This is a genomic window from Xanthomonas sp. D-36-1 (assembly GCF_017746155.1).
Classification (GTDB): domain Bacteria; phylum Pseudomonadota; class Gammaproteobacteria; order Xanthomonadales; family Xanthomonadaceae; genus Xanthomonas; species Xanthomonas cissicola.
In genome coordinates, this window is the sequence record NZ_JAGHWR010000026.1 from 84513 (window position 1) to 99647 (window position 15135).

27 protein-coding genes and 1 pseudogene are annotated in these 15135 nt (G+C 61.0%); all 28 read right to left on the reverse strand.

Annotated features, from left to right (window positions below; translation table 11 throughout):
• Positions 1-35: 35 nt before the first annotated feature.
• Positions 36-419, reverse strand: a complete 384-nt coding sequence (rplQ, locus tag J7367_RS08280; protein WP_003486665.1) for a 50S ribosomal protein L17 — start codon at positions 417-419, stop codon at positions 36-38.
• Positions 420-599: 180 nt separating this feature from the next.
• Positions 600-1598 (reverse strand): DNA-directed RNA polymerase subunit alpha, encoded by a 999-nt coding sequence (gene rpoA, locus J7367_RS08285; RefSeq protein WP_002811635.1) that lies wholly within the window; start codon positions 1596-1598, stop codon positions 600-602.
• A 53-nt stretch (positions 1599-1651) separates the two neighbouring features.
• Positions 1652-2278 carry a 30S ribosomal protein S4 gene (gene rpsD, locus J7367_RS08290; RefSeq protein ID WP_002811641.1) on the reverse strand — a complete coding sequence of 209 codons (627 nt, stop codon included), beginning with the start codon at positions 2276-2278 and terminating at the stop codon, positions 1652-1654.
• Between the two features lie 15 nt (positions 2279-2293).
• Entirely contained in the window at positions 2294-2686 is a 393-nt protein-coding gene (gene rpsK, locus J7367_RS08295; RefSeq protein WP_003486671.1) for a 30S ribosomal protein S11, read from the reverse strand.
• A gap of 10 nt (positions 2687-2696) precedes the next feature.
• Complete coding sequence (rpsM, locus tag J7367_RS08300; RefSeq protein ID WP_057661874.1) at positions 2697-3053, reverse strand: 30S ribosomal protein S13; 357 nt, start codon at positions 3051-3053, stop codon at positions 2697-2699.
• 332 nt (positions 3054-3385) lie between these two features.
• Positions 3386-4750 carry a preprotein translocase subunit SecY gene (secY, locus tag J7367_RS08305; protein WP_008571664.1) on the reverse strand — a complete coding sequence of 455 codons (1365 nt, stop codon included), beginning with the start codon at positions 4748-4750 and terminating at the stop codon, positions 3386-3388.
• Positions 4751-4757: 7 nt separating this feature from the next.
• Complete coding sequence (rplO, locus tag J7367_RS08310; RefSeq protein WP_057661876.1) at positions 4758-5201, reverse strand: 50S ribosomal protein L15; 444 nt, start codon at positions 5199-5201, stop codon at positions 4758-4760.
• 4 nt (positions 5202-5205) lie between these two features.
• A complete protein-coding gene (rpmD, locus tag J7367_RS08315; protein ID WP_003486678.1) occupies positions 5206-5397 on the reverse strand; it encodes a 50S ribosomal protein L30 in 192 nt (63 codons plus the stop codon).
• Positions 5390-5932, reverse strand: a complete 543-nt coding sequence (gene rpsE, locus J7367_RS08320) for a 30S ribosomal protein S5 (protein ID WP_003486682.1) — start codon at positions 5930-5932, stop codon at positions 5390-5392. Before rpsE ends, rpmD begins: the two co-directional genes overlap by 8 nt.
• A gap of 158 nt (positions 5933-6090) precedes the next feature.
• Positions 6091-6450 carry a 50S ribosomal protein L18 gene (gene rplR, locus J7367_RS08325; RefSeq protein ID WP_003486684.1) on the reverse strand — a complete coding sequence of 120 codons (360 nt, stop codon included), beginning with the start codon at positions 6448-6450 and terminating at the stop codon, positions 6091-6093.
• Positions 6451-6541: 91 nt separating this feature from the next.
• The gene (gene rplF, locus J7367_RS08330; RefSeq protein WP_017156220.1) at positions 6542-7069 is read right to left on the reverse strand and encodes a 50S ribosomal protein L6; all 528 of its coding nucleotides are present in this window, start codon (positions 7067-7069) and stop codon (positions 6542-6544) included.
• A gap of 15 nt (positions 7070-7084) precedes the next feature.
• Positions 7085-7483 (reverse strand): 30S ribosomal protein S8, encoded by a 399-nt coding sequence (gene rpsH, locus J7367_RS08335; protein ID WP_003486688.1) that lies wholly within the window; start codon positions 7481-7483, stop codon positions 7085-7087.
• 205 nt (positions 7484-7688) lie between these two features.
• Positions 7689-7994, reverse strand: a complete 306-nt coding sequence (rpsN, locus tag J7367_RS08340; RefSeq protein ID WP_005917137.1) for a 30S ribosomal protein S14 — start codon at positions 7992-7994, stop codon at positions 7689-7691.
• An 18-nt stretch (positions 7995-8012) separates the two neighbouring features.
• On the reverse strand, positions 8013-8555 hold the full coding sequence (gene rplE / locus J7367_RS08345) for a 50S ribosomal protein L5 (RefSeq protein ID WP_057661878.1): 543 nt from the start codon (positions 8553-8555) through the stop codon (positions 8013-8015).
• Between the two features lie 11 nt (positions 8556-8566).
• Complete coding sequence (gene rplX / locus J7367_RS08350; protein WP_003486696.1) at positions 8567-8884, reverse strand: 50S ribosomal protein L24; 318 nt, start codon at positions 8882-8884, stop codon at positions 8567-8569.
• A 15-nt stretch (positions 8885-8899) separates the two neighbouring features.
• Positions 8900-9268 (reverse strand): 50S ribosomal protein L14, encoded by a 369-nt coding sequence (rplN, locus tag J7367_RS08355; protein ID WP_003486699.1) that lies wholly within the window; start codon positions 9266-9268, stop codon positions 8900-8902.
• Positions 9269-9282: 14 nt separating this feature from the next.
• Complete coding sequence (rpsQ, locus tag J7367_RS08360) at positions 9283-9552, reverse strand: 30S ribosomal protein S17 (RefSeq protein ID WP_003486701.1); 270 nt, start codon at positions 9550-9552, stop codon at positions 9283-9285.
• Between the two features lie 11 nt (positions 9553-9563).
• Complete coding sequence (gene rpmC, locus J7367_RS08365) at positions 9564-9749, reverse strand: 50S ribosomal protein L29 (RefSeq protein ID WP_003486703.1); 186 nt, start codon at positions 9747-9749, stop codon at positions 9564-9566.
• A complete protein-coding gene (gene rplP, locus J7367_RS08370) occupies positions 9749-10162 on the reverse strand; it encodes a 50S ribosomal protein L16 (protein WP_003486706.1) in 414 nt (137 codons plus the stop codon). The genes rpmC and rplP overlap by 1 nt, the downstream gene beginning before the upstream one ends.
• Before the next feature lie 5 nt (positions 10163-10167).
• Entirely contained in the window at positions 10168-10902 is a 735-nt protein-coding gene (rpsC, locus tag J7367_RS08375; protein WP_003486708.1) for a 30S ribosomal protein S3, read from the reverse strand.
• 17 nt (positions 10903-10919) lie between these two features.
• The gene (rplV, locus tag J7367_RS08380) at positions 10920-11255 is read right to left on the reverse strand and encodes a 50S ribosomal protein L22 (RefSeq protein ID WP_003486710.1); all 336 of its coding nucleotides are present in this window, start codon (positions 11253-11255) and stop codon (positions 10920-10922) included.
• A 12-nt stretch (positions 11256-11267) separates the two neighbouring features.
• Positions 11268-11537 carry a 30S ribosomal protein S19 gene (gene rpsS / locus J7367_RS08385; protein ID WP_005917128.1) on the reverse strand — a complete coding sequence of 90 codons (270 nt, stop codon included), beginning with the start codon at positions 11535-11537 and terminating at the stop codon, positions 11268-11270.
• A 6-nt stretch (positions 11538-11543) separates the two neighbouring features.
• Entirely contained in the window at positions 11544-12371 is an 828-nt protein-coding gene (gene rplB / locus J7367_RS08390; protein ID WP_003486715.1) for a 50S ribosomal protein L2, read from the reverse strand.
• A gap of 10 nt (positions 12372-12381) precedes the next feature.
• On the reverse strand, positions 12382-12681 hold the full coding sequence (gene rplW / locus J7367_RS08395; protein ID WP_057661879.1) for a 50S ribosomal protein L23: 300 nt from the start codon (positions 12679-12681) through the stop codon (positions 12382-12384).
• On the reverse strand, positions 12678-13283 hold the full coding sequence (gene rplD, locus J7367_RS08400) for a 50S ribosomal protein L4 (protein ID WP_057661883.1): 606 nt from the start codon (positions 13281-13283) through the stop codon (positions 12678-12680). The genes rplW and rplD overlap by 4 nt, the downstream gene beginning before the upstream one ends.
• A gap of 12 nt (positions 13284-13295) precedes the next feature.
• Positions 13296-13946 (reverse strand): 50S ribosomal protein L3, encoded by a 651-nt coding sequence (gene rplC, locus J7367_RS08405; protein ID WP_005917121.1) that lies wholly within the window; start codon positions 13944-13946, stop codon positions 13296-13298.
• A gap of 11 nt (positions 13947-13957) precedes the next feature.
• Positions 13958-14269 (reverse strand): 30S ribosomal protein S10, encoded by a 312-nt coding sequence (gene rpsJ / locus J7367_RS08410; protein WP_003486723.1) that lies wholly within the window; start codon positions 14267-14269, stop codon positions 13958-13960.
• Between the two features lie 465 nt (positions 14270-14734).
• Positions 14735-15135, reverse strand: a pseudogene (locus J7367_RS08415) (elongation factor Tu); the annotation flags it as partial.

Consider the following 15135-nt stretch of genomic DNA (forward strand, 5'->3'; position numbering starts at 1 on the left):
GGGCTTTTTGAAGAATCTTTACAGAGGCGATCCGATTACTCGGCCACTTCTTCGGCAACGACCGGACGGTCGACCAGCTCGACATACGCCATCGGCGCATTGTCACCGGCACGGAAGCCAGCCTTCAGGATGCGCAGGTAGCCGCCGGGACGGGTCGCGTAACGCGGGCCCAGTTCGACGAACAGCTTGCCCACGGCTTCCTTGTCGCGCAGGCGAGCAAATGCCAGACGACGATTGGCAACGCCATCGACCTTGCCGATGGTGATCAGCGGCTCGGCGACGCGACGCAGTTCCTTGGCCTTCGGCAAGGTGGTCTTGATCAGCTCGTGCTTGAACAGCGAGGCGGCCATATTGCGGAACATGGCTTCGCGGTGTGCGCTGGTGCGGTTGAACTTACGGCCGGATTTCTGGTGACGCATGAGTGTGGTTTCCTAAGGAATATTGAGACTGCTTCAGTGACGTTGTCGCCATCCTGGCGCTGTTGAATGGACTGCGGTTGGTCCGAGCCGGCCGTCCTTTGACCGGATGTCATCGCGGGCTTCGGCCCGTCGATGTAGAAAAACAGCATGGGCGCCCGAAGACGCCCATGCCTTGATGCATTAACCAAGCATGCCGTGCTGGGCGACACCGGCCGGCGGCCAGTTCTCCAGCTTCATGCCCAGAGCGAGGCCGCGCTGGGCCAGCACTTCCTTGATTTCGGTCAGCGACTTCTTGCCCAGATTCGGGGTCTTGAGCAGCTCGACTTCGGTCTTCTGGATCAGATCGCCGATGTAGTAGATGCTCTCGGCCTTCAGGCAGTTGGCCGAACGCACGGTCAGCTCGAGGTCGTCGATCGGGCGCAGCAGCACCGGATCCACACCGCTGGCAGCCGGCTTGGCCGCACCGCGGTCGCGGTGGGTGAAATCGCCGAACACCGACAGCTGATCGCTAAGGATGTCGGCGGCGGTGCGCACGGCTTCCTCGGCATCGATCGTGCCGTTGGTTTCGATATCGATCACCAGCTTGTCGAGGTCGGTGCGCTGTTCAACACGCGCAGCTTCCACGGCGTAGGCAACGCGACGCACGGGCGAGAACGACGCGTCCAGCATCAGACGACCGATGGTGCGGGTCTCTTCGTCCGGACGACGACGCGCAGCAGCCGGCTGATAGCCGAAACCGCGCTCGATCTTCAAGCGCATGTTCAGCGCCGTGTCCTTGGTCAGGTGGCAGATCACGTGGTCGCCGTTGATGATCTCGACGTTGTGATCGGTCCTGATGTCTGCCGCAGTGACCGTACCCGGACCCTGCTTGGACAACGACAGCGTGGCGCTATCGCCACTGTGCATACGAATCGCCACGTCTTTCAGGTTCAGCAGGACGTCGAGCACGTCTTCCTGCAGACCTTCGACCGTGGTGTACTCGTGCAGCACGCCGTCGATCTCGACCTCGGTGATCGCAAAACCGGGGATCGACGACAACAACACACGACGCAGGGCATTGCCCAACGTGTGCCCGTAACCGCGCTCCAAGGGTTCGATCACGACCTTGGCACGGTTGTCGGTAAGACGTTCGATCTGCGGACCACGGGGGCGCAGAACCTGGTTGGCGGTAACCGTCATGTTGCGGGGTCTCCTGCGAACCTCCGGCAGTACCGGAGGTTCTCCAATGTGAATTACTTCGAATACAACTCGACGATCAGCGCTTCGTTGATATCCGAAGGCAGGTCAGCGCGATCCGGAACGGCCTTGAACACGCCGCTGAACTTCTTCGAATCGACTTCAACCCACGACGGCGTCATGTCGTGCTGCTCAGCCACGGTCAGGGCTTCCTGCACGCGGAGCTGCTTCTGTGCCTTTTCCGACAGCGTGATCGCATCGCCGGCCTTGATCTGGTACGAGGCCAGGTTCACCGACTTGCCGTTGACCAGCACGCCACGGTGCGACACCAGCTGGCGCGCAGCCGGACGGGTGACGGCAAAGCCCATGCGATAGCAGACGTTGTCCAGACGGGTTTCCAACAACTGCAGCAGGTTCTCGCCGGTGTTGCCCTTCTTGGTCGAGGCCTTCTTGTAGTAGTTGCGGAACTGACGTTCCAGCAGACCGTAGATACGCTTGACCTTCTGCTTTTCGCGCAGCTGGGTGGCGTAGTCGGAGAGCTTGCCCTTGCGAGCCGCGCCGTGCTGGCCGGGCTTCTGCTCAAGCTTGCACTTGGAGTCCAGCGCACGCGCCGGGCTCTTGAGGGAAAGGTCGGCGCCTTCGCGACGCGCGAGCTTACAGGTAGGACCGATATAACGAGCCATTTCTTATCGCTCCCTTTAGACGCGACGCTTCTTCGGCGGACGGCACCCGTTGTGCGGGATTGGCGTCACGTCGATGATGTTGGTGATCTTGTAGCCCACGTTGTTCAACGAACGCACGGCCGACTCACGGCCCGGACCCGGACCCTTGATACGCACTTCCAGCGACTTCACGCCGTAATCGAGCGCAGCGCGGCCAGCCTTCTCGGCGGCAACCTGGGCAGCGAACGGGGTCGACTTACGCGAACCACGGAAACCGGCGCCGCCGGACGTAGCCCACGACAGTGCATTGCCCTGGCGATCGGTGATGGTGACGATGGTGTTGTTGAACGAAGCGTGGACGTGAGCGACGCCGTCAGTGATGACGCGCTTGATCTTCTTCTTCGTTTTCTTTTCTGCTGGCTTGGCCATGATCTATCCCTTACTTCCTGATCGCCTTGCGCGGACCCTTGCGGGTGCGGGCGTTGGTACGGGTGCGCTGACCACGCAGCGGGAGACCACGGCGATGACGCAGGCCGCGATAGCAGCCCAGGTCCATCAGTCGCTTGATCGCGATACCGATTTCGCGGCGCAGGTCGCCTTCGACGACATACTTGCCGACTTCGGCGCGCAGGCGCTCGATTTCGGGTTCGGACAGATCACGAATCTTCGTGGTCGAGGTAACGCCTGCGGATTTGCAGAGCTTCTTCGAACGGGTACGGCCGATGCCGTAGATGCTTTGCAACCCGACCCAGACGTGCTTCTGGGCTGGCAGGTTGACGCCTGCAATACGCGCCATGACGCGATTCTCCAACTGAGTGATGGCCCGACAGCGCCCAGGCGCCATCCGGCAGGATGGATCAAAAGTGAACTCGGAATTATAGCAAGGCCTCGGATTGCTTTGAAGCCCGTGGAACCAAAGGTTCCATGGACCCGGCGTGGGGAGTGTGCCCTCGCTCCGGCGCCGGACGGTGTTGATCCAGAAAACCGCTCTGAATCGCCTGTGCTACTCCTGCACAAGACCACCCCGTCACACCCGCGCGCGAGACGTCGCGCGAGCCGCCCTTCTGATCGGAAGATCGTGGCCCGGGAACCAGGCCGTCTTCACGCAATGAAGATCTAGTGTACCACTTAACCGCGCGCAAGACCGCCGCGTGACCCACCCTTCAGGTTGGCCTTCTTCAGCAAGCTCTCATACTGGTGCGACATCAAGTGCGCCTGAATCTGCGCAATGAAGTCCATCACCACCACTACCGCGATCAACAGCGAAGTGCCACCGAAGTGGAACGAGGTACCGAGCTGCGTGCGCATGATTTCCGGCAACAGGCAAACGATCACCAGGTACAACGAACCGGCTGCGGTCAGACGCGTCAGCACGCCATCGACATAATCAGCGGTCGCCTTGCCAGGACGGATGCCCGGAATCAGTGCGCCCGACTTCTTGAGGTTGTCCGCGGTTTCCTGCGAGTTGAACACCAGCGCGGTATAGAAGAACGCAAAACCAATAATCAGCGCAGCGAAGACCAGCATGTGCACCGGCTCACCGGGCCCAAGCGCATTGGCAATCTTCTGCAGCCACGACCCCACCCCACCCGAGGCCGCCTGGCCGGACCACATCGACAGCGTCGCCGGGAATGCCAGGATGCTGGACGCGAAGATCGGCGGAATCACGCCGGCCATGTTGAGCTTCAACGGCAGGAACGAGGTCTGGTTCATGTACGCATTGCGACCGCCCTGGCGGCGCGCGTAGTTGACCGTGATCCGGCGCTGCCCACGCTCGACAAATACGACGAACAGCGTGAACGCCAGGATCGTGATGACGATCAACAACAGCGAAATAAAGCTCAGATTGCCTTCGCGGAACGCTTCAACGGTCTGGATCGCTGCCGACGGAAGGCCTGCGACAATACCGGCGAAGATGATCAACGATACGCCGTTACCGATGCCGCGCTCGGTGACCTGCTCACCGACCCACATCAGGAAGATGGTGCCAGCGGTCAATGCGATCACCGCGGTGAGCACGAAGCCCATGCCCGGCGCATAGACCACCGGAGCGCCGCCCGGGGCGGTCTGGTTCTGCAGTGCCAGCGCGATACTGCCGCCCTGCACCACTGCCAGCAACACCGCACCGATGCGCGAATACTGGGTGATCTTGCGTCGGCCCGATTCGCCTTCCTTCTGCATCGCCTTGAGGGCGGGAAAGATATGCGTGGCCAACTGGATCACGATCGATGCCGAGATGTACGGCATCACGTTCAACGCAAAAATACTGAAACGGTGCAGGGCGCCGCCCGAGAACATGTTGAACATGTCCACGATGCCGCCGCCCTGCGCCTGCATCAACGAAAGCATGGCATCGGGATTCACGCCAGGCACCGGCACGTAGCAACCGATGCGATAGACGATCAATGCCCCGAGGACGAACAGTAGCCGCTGGCGAAGTTCCGTGAACTTGCCGAGCCCGCCACCGAGGTTACCAATGCCAGCCTGCGCCATCTGCCGATTACTCCTCTACGCTGCCGCCGGCAGCTTCGATTGCCGCCTTGGCGCCTGCGGTTGCCGCAACGCCCTTCAGCACGAACTTCTTGCTCAGCTTGCCCTTCAGCACGATCTTCGCCTTCTTGGCGCGGCTCGGGACCAGATTGGCCGCACGCAGCGCTGCGAAGTCGACATCGCCGGCATCCAGCTTGTCCAACTGGTAGGACAACACTTCTGCGGTATCGCGCGCCATCTTGGAGCGGAAACCGATCTTCGGCAGACGGCGCTGCATCGGGGTCTGGCCGCCTTCGAAGCCGGCCTTGATCTTTCCGCCACCCTTGCGAGCGAACGAACCCTTGTGACCGCGACCAGCGGTCTTACCGAGGCCCGAACCGATACCACGACCGACGCGGGTGCGCTCGGTACGGGCGCCGTCGGCCGGCTTGAGGTCATTAAGACGCAGAGTCATGGGATTACTCCTCAACCTTGACGAGGTAGTGAACCGTATTGATCAGGCCACGCACCTGCGGGCTGTCCTTCAGTTCACGCACATCGTTGAGCTTATTCAGGCCCAACGCACGCACCGACAGGCGGTGACGCGACTGGGTTCCACGCAGGCCACGCACCAGGCGCACCTTCACGGTCTTGTTGGTGTCCTTAGCCATGGTTGAGCTCCTCCACCTTCTTGCCGCGCTTGGCTGCAACACGTGCCGGCGACTGCACTTCCGACAGACCCTTGAGAGTCGCACGGACCAGGTTGATCGGGTTACGCGAACCGACGGCCTTGGCAAGCACGTTCTTGACGCCAACCGCTTCCAGCACAGCGCGCATGGCGCCGCCTGCGATGACGCCCGTACCTTCCGAAGCCGGCTGCATGTAGACGCGTGCTGCGCCATGGCCAGACTTGACGGCATGCCACAAGGTGCCGTTGTTCAGATCGACAGTGGCCAGGTTCTTGCGTGCCTGTTCCATCGACTTCTGGATGGCGACCGGCACTTCGCGCGCCTTGCCATAGCCGAAACCGACCTTGCCCAGACCATCACCGACCACGGTCAGCGCGGTGAAGGTGAACTGGCGACCGCCCTTGACGGTCTTGCTGACGCGATTGACCGCGACCAGCTTCTCGATCATGCCATCGTCGACTTTCTCTTCGCGGTTACGGTCGCGATCACGACCCCGCGGTGCACGTTCTTCTGCCATCTTGATTCCTTGATTGATTGAGTATGTACGGCTCGAAGCCGCTTATGGTTGTGAAGTGACGCGGTGTTCCCGATGCCGCTGCAAAAGAACGGGTCGGTCCGGCATCTTCCTGCCGGCGGTATCGCGAAGGTGGTCGATGACCACCTTCGCAGCAGTACTTAGAACTGCAGGCCGCCTTCGCGCGCCGCGTCAGCGAGCGCCTTGATGCGGCCGTGGTAACGGTAGCCCGAGCGGTCGAATGCGACCTTCTCGATACCCGCAGCCTTGGCGCGCTCGGCGATCAGCTTGCCGACCTTGGCAGCCGCATCGCTGTTCTTGCCGTTCTTCAGGCCGTCCTTGACGTCGGCCTGCAGGGTGTTCGCAGCAGCGATCACCTTGGAGCCGTCGGCAGTGAAGACCTGCGCATACAGGTGCTGGCCGGTGCGCAGCACCGATAGACGGGCAACGCCCAGCTCACGGATGTGCGCACGGGTGGACTTGGCGCGACGCAGACGGGCGATGTTCTTGTTGATGCTCATGATATTTATCCTACGAAAGCTGAAGGAAAACAGGCTTGTACATTGAAAAGTCCGGCCATGGATGGCCGGGCTCCTCGCAGAGGGACCTGCCTTACGCCTTCTTGGCTTCCTTGCGAATGATGACTTCACCGGCGTACTTCACACCCTTGCCCTTGTAGGGCTCCGGCGGACGGAAACCGCGGATCTTGGCGGCAACTTCGCCGACGCGCTGCTTGTCGGCGCCCTGGACCACGATTTCGGTCTGGCTCGGGGTCGACAGCGTGATGCCTTCCGGCGCCACGAACACCAGCGGGTGCGAGAAGCCGAGCGCCAGGCTCAGGTCCTTGCCCTGCATGGCAGCACGGTAACCGACGCCCACCAGCTCGAGCTTGCGCTCGAAGCCTTCGGAGACACCCTTGACCATATTGGCCAAAATGGCGCGCACGGTGCCGGTGAGGGCGATCTGCGACGGATCGTTAGCCGACAGCGTGGCAACGTCGCCATCGATGGCGATTTCGACACCAGCCGGCTTCGGCAGGGTCAACGTGCCCTTCGGGCCCTTGACGCTGACCAGCTCAGGCTGGACCTTGAGTTCAACACCCTTCGGGAGGGAAACAGGCTTCTTGGCTACACGGGACATGTTCGATTCCTTCCCTTAGGCCACGAAGCACAGAACTTCACCACCAACGCCGGCTTCGCGAGCCTGCGCATCGGTCATGATGCCCTTCGACGTGGAGATGATGGCGATACCCAGGCCACCGAGGACCTTGGGCAGCTCGGTCTTGCCGCGGTACTGGCGCAGACCCGAGCGCGAAAAACGCTTCAGGGTCTCGATGACCGGGCGGCCTTCGAAATACTTCAGCACGATTTCCAGTTCCGCCTTGTTGTTTTCGGTCTGGGTCACGCGCAGGTCGGTGATGTAACCCTCGTCCTTCAGGACTTGGGCGATCGCAACCTTAATTTTGGACGACGGCAATTTCACCGTCTGCTTACCAACCGCGGCCGCATTCTTAATGCGAACCAGCAGGTCGGCGATGGGATCAGTCATGCTCATTTGAGTACCTTTGAGTGCACCGATATCCGCTTTCGCGAAAATCTTGTGTTTTCCTGGGGACGGGCCAGAACCCTTAACGCCATGCCAGGCCCGTACGGGCAAGACAGAAGCGGAAGTATACGACAAAAGAGCCCGACTTGCGTCGGACTCCCTTGTTGAACAGAACGATCCTGTTCAAATCCGGCCGCGAACGGCCGGAATGCGGTTACCAGCTTGCCTTGCGCAGGCCCGGAACGTCGCCGTTCATCGTGGCCTTGCGCAGCATGTTGCGACCCAGACCGAACTTGCGGTAGACACCGCGCGGACGACCGGACAATTCGCAACGGTTGCGGTGGCGGCTCGGCGACGAATCGCGCGGCAGCTTCTGCAACTTGGTCGATGCATCGATCTTCTCTTCGTAGGACGCATCCTGACTGGAGAGGATCTTCTTCAGCGCATCACGCTTGCCGGCGAATTTCTTCGCCAGCTTTGCACGCTTGATGTCGCGGTGGATCATGGAGGTCTTTGCCATTTCGGATGTCCTCGACGGTCAGTTACGGAACGGGAACTTGAACGCTGCCAGCAGCGCCTTCGCTTCCGCATCCGTCTTGGCGGTGGTGGTGATGGCGATATCCATACCGCGAATCGCATCGACGGCGTCGAAGTCGATTTCGGGGAAGATGATCTGTTCCTTCACACCCATGTTGAAGTTGCCACGACCGTCGAAGGAGCGACCGGACACACCACGGAAGTCGCGCACGCGCGGCAACGAGATGTTGATCAGGCGATCCAGGAACTCGTACATCTTGGCGCGACGCAAGGTGGTCTTGCAGCCGATCGGCCAACCGTCACGGATCTTGAAGGATGCCACCGAAACGCGCGACTTGGTGACCACCGGCTTTTGACCGGAGATCTTGGCCATGTCGGCGACCGCATTTTCCAGGATCTTCTTGTTGGTAGCGGCTTCGCCCACGCCCATGTTGAGCGTGACCTTGACCAGCTTCGGCACTTCCATCGGATTGGTGTAGCCGAACTCCTTCATCAGGGCCGGCACCACGTTTTCCTTGTAAAACTTTTCGAGACGACTGTTCATGATCTCATTCCTCAGGCGTCGAGCGCCTCACCGCTGGAGCGGAACACACGCAGTTTGCGTCCATCCTCCAGCACCTTGAAGCCAACGCGCTCGCCCTTGCCCGTTGCCGGGTTGACGATATTGACGTTGGAGATATGGATCGACGCTTCACGCTCGACCACGCCGCCGGCAACGCCTGCCTGCGGGTTCGGCTTGGTGTGGCGCTTGATGACGTTGGCGTTGGAGACGATCACGCGATCGCCGTCCACACGCACCACTTCACCCTGCTTACCCTTGTCCTTGCCGGTGTTGATGACGACCTGGTCGCCCTTCTTGATACGGTTAGCCATGTGTATGTCCTCCGCTCACAGCACTTCGGGAGCGAGCGAGACGATCTTCATGAACTTCTCGGAACGCAGCTCGCGCGTCACCGGCCCGAAGATGCGGGTCCCGATCGGCTCCTGCTTATTGTTCAACAGCACAGCGGCGTTGCCATCGAAGCGGATCAGCGAACCGTCGGGACGGCGCACACCCTTGCGGGTACGCACCACGACGGCGTCGTAGACTTCGCCTTTCTTGACCTTGCCACGCGGAATGGCGTCCTTGACGGTCACCTTGATGATGTCACCAATATGTGCGTAACGGCGCTTGGAGCCGCCCAGCACCTTGATGCACATCACTTCCTTGGCACCCGAATTGTCGGCGACATCGAGGTAGCTCTGCATCTGGATCATGATTCAGATCTCCCTTATTCGGCCGAACGGGTGACGATTTCCACCACCCGCCAGTTCTTGGTCTTGGACATCGGAGCAATCTCGGTCACACGCACGACGTCGCCTTCGTTGCAGGCATTGTCGGCGTCGTGCGCGTGCAGCTTGGTCGAACGCTTGATGTACTTGCCGTACAGAGCATGCTTGACCTGGCGCTCCACCAACACGGTGACCGTCTTGTCCATCTTGTTGCTGACGACACGGCCTTCGACCGTGCGCAGCGTTTGCTTTTCGTTATTGTCGCTCATCGCGGCCGTCCTTACTTGGTGCTGCCGAGCAGGTGCTTGACGCGAGCAATCTCGCGGCGCACCCGGCGGGTTTCGTGGGTCTTCGGCAGCTGGCCGGTGACCTGCTGCATACGGAGCGAGAACTGCTCCTTACGCAGATCGGTCAGGTGGGCCTTCAATTCGTCAGCCGACTTCTCGCGGAGTTGTTTGATATCCATCAGCGCACCGTCCGGGTCACGAAAGTGGTGGTCACCGAGAGCTTGGCAGCGGCAAGGCGGAACGCCTCGCGTGCGGTCTCTTCGGGGATTCCCTCGATTTCATAGATCATGCGGCCCGGCTGAATCTGCGCGACCCAGTACTCCACGTTGCCCTTACCGGAGCCCATGCGGACTTCGATCGGCTTCTTGGTGATCGGCTTGTCGGGGAACACACGGATCCACATCTTGCCGCCCTTCTTGACGTGGCGGCTGATCGTGCGGCGTGCTGCTTCAATCTGGCGTGCGGTCAGCTGACCGTGCGCCGTGGCCTTGAGGCCGTACTCGCCGAAGCTGACGGCGTTTCCGCTCCATGCCAGGCCGTCGTTACGGCCCTTGTGCATCTTGCGATATTTGGTTCGCTTGGGTTGCAACATTGCCGTTACCTCGCTTCACGAGCCGGGCGCGACGGGCGGTCACCACGGTCGCCGCGATCGTTACGATCGTTGCGCGGGCTGTCGTCCTGCTTTTCCTGGCCAACCTGAGAGAAGTCGAAGACTTCGCCCTTATAGATCCAGACCTTGATACCGATGATGCCGTACGTCGTGGACGCCTCGGCAAAACCGTAATCAATGTCGGCACGTAGCGTGTGCAGCGGCACGCGGCCTTCGCGGTACCACTCCGAACGGGCGATTTCTGCACCGTTGAGGCGGCCAGCCACATTGACCTTGATGCCCAAGGCACCCAGGCGCATCGCGTTACCGACCGAGCGCTTCATTGCACGGCGGAACATGATGCGACGCTCAAGCTGCTGCGCGATCGACTCGGCGACCAGCTGCGCGTCCAGCTCCGGCTTGCGCACTTCGGTGACGTTGATGTGCGCCGGAACGCCCATCAGCTCGCTCACTTCCTTGCGCAGCTTTTCGATGTCCTCGCCACGCTTGCCGATCACCACACCCGGACGGGCGGTGTGAATGGTCACGCGGGCGGTTTTGGCAGGGCGCTCGATCAAGATCTTGCTGACACCTGCCTGCGCGAGCTTCTTGCGCAGCATTTCACGCACTTTCAGGTCGGCTGCCAGATAGGAGGCGAACTCGGCCTTGTTTGCGTACCACTTGGAATTCCAGTCCTTGGCGATGCCGAGGCGGATTCCAGTCGGATGAACTTTATGACCCATGGTCTTTTCCTTTCCGCTTACTTGGCGGCGCCCACAACCACAGTGATGTGGCTGGTGCGCTTGAGGATGCGGGTACCGCGGCCTTTCGCCCGCGCCATGAAACGCTTCAGGGAGGGACCTTCATCAACCATGATGGTCTTGACCTTCAGCTCGTCGACATCCGCGCCCTGATTGTTTTCGGCATTGGCGATCGCCGACTCCACCACCTTTTTGATCAGGTGTGCAGCCTTCTTGTCCGAGAACTTCAGCAGATTGACCGCACGCTCGGCGGACAAACCACGCACCTGGTCAGCGACCAGGCGGGCCTTCTGCGGGGAGATGCGCGCGGTGCGCAGGATTGCTTTCGCTTCCATCGTCATCTCTCCTTACCTGCCCGACTTCTTGTCGCCACCGTGACCCTTGAAGGTCCGGGTGACGGCAAATTCGCCGAGCTTGTGGCCGACCATATTCTCGTTGACGAGCACCGGAATGTGGTTCTTGCCGTTATGCACGGCGATGGTGATGCCTACCATTTCAGGCAGGATCATCGAACGGCGCGACCAGGTCTTGATCGGCTTCTTGCTACCCGCAGCGGACTCCACCTTCTTTGCAAGGTGGTGATCGACGAACGGGCCCTTCTTAAGTGAACGTGCCATGGTCGATTAGCCCCTACGATCGCGGACGATGAACTGCTGGGTGCGCTTGTTCTTGCGCGTCTTGTAACCCTTGGTCGGAACACCCCACGGGGTGACCGGATGCGGATTACCCTGACCAGCCTTCGCTTCACCGCCACCGTGCGGGTGATCGACCGGGTTCATGGCCGCACCGCGAACGGTCGGGCGAACACCGCGCCAACGCTTGGCGCCGGCCTTGCCCAACTTCTCGAGGTTGTGCTCGTCGTTGCCGACTTCGCCGATGGTGGCGCGGCACTCGACCGGCACCTTGCGCATTTCGCCCGAGCGCAGGCGCAGCGTGGCATAGATGCCTTCGCGAGCGACCAGCTGGACGGCTGCACCGGCAGCACGTGCGATCTGAGCGCCCTTACCCGGCTTCAGCTCGATACCGTGAACCGTCGTACCGACCGGGATGTTACGCAGCGGCAGCGTGTTGCCGGTCTTGATCGGTGCATTGGCACCGGCAATGACCTGGTCGCCAGCCTTCAGGCCCTTCGGGGCGATGATGTAGCGGCGCTCGCCGTCGACATAGCACAGCAGGGCGATATGAGCGGTACGGTTCGGATCGTATTCGATCCGCTCCACACGCGCCGGAATGCCTTCCTTGTTGCGCTTGAAGTCGATGATGCGGTAGTGCTGCTTATGGCCACCACCGACGTGACGCACGGTGATGCGGCCATGGTGGTTACGACCACCGGACTTGCTCTGCGAGTCGAGCAGCGCCGCGTGCGGTGCGCCCTTGTGCAGATCGGGAGTGACCACGCGCACGGCGGAACGACGGCCGGGAGAGGTGGGTTTGAACTTCATCAATGGCATGGGATGGACCTCAGGCCTTGGCCGTTACGTCGATGGACTGACCATCGACCAGGCGGACGTACGCCTTGCGCCAATTGCCACGGTTGCCAGCACGGTTACGGAAGGACTTGCTCTTGCCCTTGACGTTGACCACGTTGACTGCCTTGACCTTGACGTCGAACAACTGCTCAACCGCGGCCTTTACATCGGCCTTGGTGGCGTCGTTCGAAACTTCGAAGACATACTGGTTGGAGATTTCCTGCAGGCGCGCGGTCTTTTCGGAGACTCGCGGAGCACGCAGCACGCTGAAGATTTTTTCGTTGCTGCTCATGCCAGCCACTCCTCGACCTTCTTGACCGCATCGGCGGTGATCACGACCGTATCGGCCCCGACCAGAGCGACCGGATCCAGGCCCTGCACGTCACGCACCTGCACATACGGCAGGTTGCGAGCGGACAGATACAGGTGCTCGGAAGCCTCTTCGGTGACGATCAGCGGGCGCTTGCCCACTTCCAGGCCCTTGAGCTTTTCGATCAGGCCCTTGGTCTTGGTCGCTTCGAGGTCGAACGCGTCGACGATCATCAGACGACCCTGACGGTTCAGCTCGGAAAAAATCGCGCAGATGGCCGCACGGTACATCTTGCGGTTGACCTTCTGCTCGAAGCTGCGCGGCTTGGCCGCGAAGGTCACGCCGCCGCCGACGAAGATCGGAGCCGTCAGCGCGCCATGACGCGCACCGCCGCCCTTCTGCTTCTTGGACTTCTTGGTCGTGCCCGCAACTTCCGAACGCGTCTTCTGTGCCTTGGTACCGGCGCGACCGGCGTTGCGATAAGCGACGACGACCTGGTGAACCAGATCTTCGCTGAATTCGCGACCGAACACGGCATCGGAGACCGAGACCTTGCTGTTGCTACCCGTGATAACGAGTTCCATCGTCATCTCTCCTTATGCCTTGCTCGCCGGACGGACGATCACGTCGCCACCAGCTGCGCCAGGCACGGCGCCGCGGATAGCAATCAGACCACGCTCGACGTCGACCTTGACCACTTCCAGGTTCTGCGTGCTTTGCTGCACGGCGCCCATGTGGCCCGACATCTTCTTGCCCGGGAAAACGCGGCCCGGGGTCTGGCGCTGACCCAGCGAACCCGGCGCGCGATGCGACAGCGAGTTACCGTGGGTTGCATCGCCCATACGGAAGTTGTAGCGCTTGATGGTGCCCTGGAAACCCTTACCCTTGGTGACGCCCTGGACGTCAACCTTCTGGCCGACCTCGAAAATGTCCGCCTTGATTTCGCCACCGACGGCGAAATCGCCGAGCTGGGCATCTTCAACACGGAATTCCCACAGGCCGCGACCCGCTTCCACCTTCGCCTTCGCGAAGTGGCCAGCAGCCGGCTTGTTGACCAGCGCGGCACGACGGGCGCCAACGGTGACCTGCACGGCGCTGTAGCCGTCAACTTCGACGGTCTTGATCTGCGCGATGCGGTTCGGAGTTGCTTCGATCAGCGTGACCGGTACCGAGCGACCGTCTTCAGTGAAGACGCGGCTCATACCAGCCTTGCGGCCCACGAAGCCCAACGAATATTTCTTCGTCATGGTCGTAGTCCTCAGGTCAGCTTGATCTGGACGTCGACGCCAGCCGCGAGTTCGAGCTTCATCAGCGCGTCCACGGTCTTGTCGTTCGGGTCGACGATATCGAGCACACGCTTGTGTGTGCGGGTTTCGTATTGGTCACGCGCATCTTTGTCAGCGTGCGGGGACACGAGGATGGTGTAACGTTCGATCTTGGTCGGCAACGGGATCGGGCCACGCACTTGCGCGCCGGTCCGCTTAGCCGTTTCGACGATCTCGCTGGCCGAACGGTCGATCAAACGATGATCGAACGCCTTCAACCGAATCCGGATCTTTTGTTCCGACATGACGGAAGCTTCCTTCGTTAAAAGAGCGACGGGCAAGGCCTCTGGGATACCTGCCCCGATATTCCTGACGTTAATGAAATCGCCGCGCGTCCTGCTGGCGAGGGCATTTCCTCCGCCCAAAAACTGAGGCAGCCCGGTAACCCGGCCTGCCCAGGCGGAAAAGTATAATGCGCAACAAGAGCACCGTCAACAACGCGTGAGTTGTTGAGTGCTCCATGCAACGCGACCTTCCCGGTCTGGCGAACACGAGCGGCATCCTGCCGTTCTTTTCGCTGTAACTCAGCGCCCTACCCAGGGACACCGAGCCGCGCATTATATCGAACGTGATTTGGGTGCGCAAGCCCATGCTCGGCTAGACGCACATCCCATCCTTACCGCTACTGTCTGGCAACAACGAAAAAGGGCCGGCTTGCGCCGACCCTTTTCCACTGCACCAACGGCCTAGACCGTCGACCTGCAGCTCTCTTACTTGATGATCTTGGCAACCACGCCGGCGCCGACGGTACGACCGCCTTCACGGATGGCGAAGCGCAGACCTTCGTCCATCGCGACCGGGTTGATCAGGGTCACGACCATCTTCACGTTGTCGCCCGGCATCACCATTTCCACGCCTTCCGGCAACTGGCAAGCGCCAGTGATGTCGGTGGTGCGGAAGTAGAACTGCGGACGGTAGCCCTTGAAGAACGGGGTGTGACGGCCACCCTCGTCCTTGGACAGCACGTAGACTTCGGCTTCGAACTCGGTGTGCGGCTTGATCGAACCCGGCTTGCACAGCACCTGGCCGCGCTCGACGTCGTCACGCTTGGTGCCGCGCAGCAGCAGACCGGCGTTGTCGCCTGCCTGGCCCTGGTCCAGCAGCTTGCGGA

Coding starts and splice junctions, on each gene's coding strand:
- rplQ (WP_003486665.1), bottom strand. CDS start 419: ATGCGTCACCAGAAATCCGGCCGTAAGTTCAACCGCACCAGCGCACAC.
- rpoA (WP_002811635.1), bottom strand. CDS start 1,598: ATGACGGTTACCGCCAACCAGGTTCTGCGCCCCCGTGGTCCGCAGATC.
- rpsD (WP_002811641.1), bottom strand. CDS start 2,278: ATGGCTCGTTATATCGGTCCTACCTGTAAGCTCGCGCGTCGCGAAGGC.
- rpsK (WP_003486671.1), bottom strand. CDS start 2,686: ATGGCCAAGCCAGCAGAAAAGAAAACGAAGAAGAAGATCAAGCGCGTC.
- rpsM (WP_057661874.1), bottom strand. CDS start 3,053: ATGGCGCGTATTGCAGGCGTCAACCTGCCAGCCCAGAAGCACGTCTGG.
- secY (WP_008571664.1), bottom strand. CDS start 4,750: ATGGCGCAGGCTGGCATTGGTAACCTCGGTGGCGGGCTCGGCAAGTTC.
- rplO (WP_057661876.1), bottom strand. CDS start 5,201: ATGACTCTGCGTCTTAATGACCTCAAGCCGGCCGACGGCGCCCGTACC.
- rpmD (WP_003486678.1), bottom strand. CDS start 5,397: ATGGCTAAGGACACCAACAAGACCGTGAAGGTGCGCCTGGTGCGTGGC.
- rpsE (WP_003486682.1), bottom strand. CDS start 5,932: ATGGCAGAAGAACGTGCACCGCGGGGTCGTGATCGCGACCGTAACCGC.
- rplR (WP_003486684.1), bottom strand. CDS start 6,450: ATGAGCATCAACAAGAACATCGCCCGTCTGCGTCGCGCCAAGTCCACC.
- rplF (WP_017156220.1), bottom strand. CDS start 7,069: ATGTCCCGTGTAGCCAAGAAGCCTGTTTCCCTCCCGAAGGGTGTTGAA.
- rpsH (WP_003486688.1), bottom strand. CDS start 7,483: ATGAGCATGACTGATCCCATCGCCGACCTGCTGGTTCGCATTAAGAAT.
- rpsN (WP_005917137.1), bottom strand. CDS start 7,994: ATGGCAAAGACCTCCATGATCCACCGCGACATCAAGCGTGCAAAGCTG.
- rplE (WP_057661878.1), bottom strand. CDS start 8,555: ATGAACAGTCGTCTCGAAAAGTTTTACAAGGAAAACGTGGTGCCGGCC.
- rplX (WP_003486696.1), bottom strand. CDS start 8,884: ATGGCTAACCGTATCAAGAAGGGCGACCAGGTCGTCATCAACACCGGC.
- rplN (WP_003486699.1), bottom strand. CDS start 9,268: ATGATCCAGATGCAGAGCTACCTCGATGTCGCCGACAATTCGGGTGCC.
- rpsQ (WP_003486701.1), bottom strand. CDS start 9,552: ATGAGCGACAATAACGAAAAGCAAACGCTGCGCACGGTCGAAGGCCGT.
- rpmC (WP_003486703.1), bottom strand. CDS start 9,749: ATGGATATCAAACAACTCCGCGAGAAGTCGGCTGACGAATTGAAGGCC.
- rplP (WP_003486706.1), bottom strand. CDS start 10,162: ATGTTGCAACCCAAGCGAACCAAATATCGCAAGATGCACAAGGGCCGT.
- rpsC (WP_003486708.1), bottom strand. CDS start 10,902: ATGGGTCATAAAGTTCATCCGACTGGAATCCGCCTCGGCATCGCCAAG.
- rplV (WP_003486710.1), bottom strand. CDS start 11,255: ATGGAAGCGAAAGCAATCCTGCGCACCGCGCGCATCTCCCCGCAGAAG.
- rpsS (WP_005917128.1), bottom strand. CDS start 11,537: ATGGCACGTTCACTTAAGAAGGGCCCGTTCGTCGATCACCACCTTGCA.
- rplB (WP_003486715.1), bottom strand. CDS start 12,371: ATGCCATTGATGAAGTTCAAACCCACCTCTCCCGGCCGTCGTTCCGCC.
- rplW (WP_057661879.1), bottom strand. CDS start 12,681: ATGAGCAGCAACGAAAAAATCTTCAGCGTGCTGCGTGCTCCGCGAGTC.
- rplD (WP_057661883.1), bottom strand. CDS start 13,283: ATGGAACTCGTTATCACGGGTAGCAACAGCAAGGTCTCGGTCTCCGAT.
- rplC (WP_005917121.1), bottom strand. CDS start 13,946: ATGACGAAGAAATATTCGTTGGGCTTCGTGGGCCGCAAGGCTGGTATG.
- rpsJ (WP_003486723.1), bottom strand. CDS start 14,269: ATGTCGGAACAAAAGATCCGGATTCGGTTGAAGGCGTTCGATCATCGT.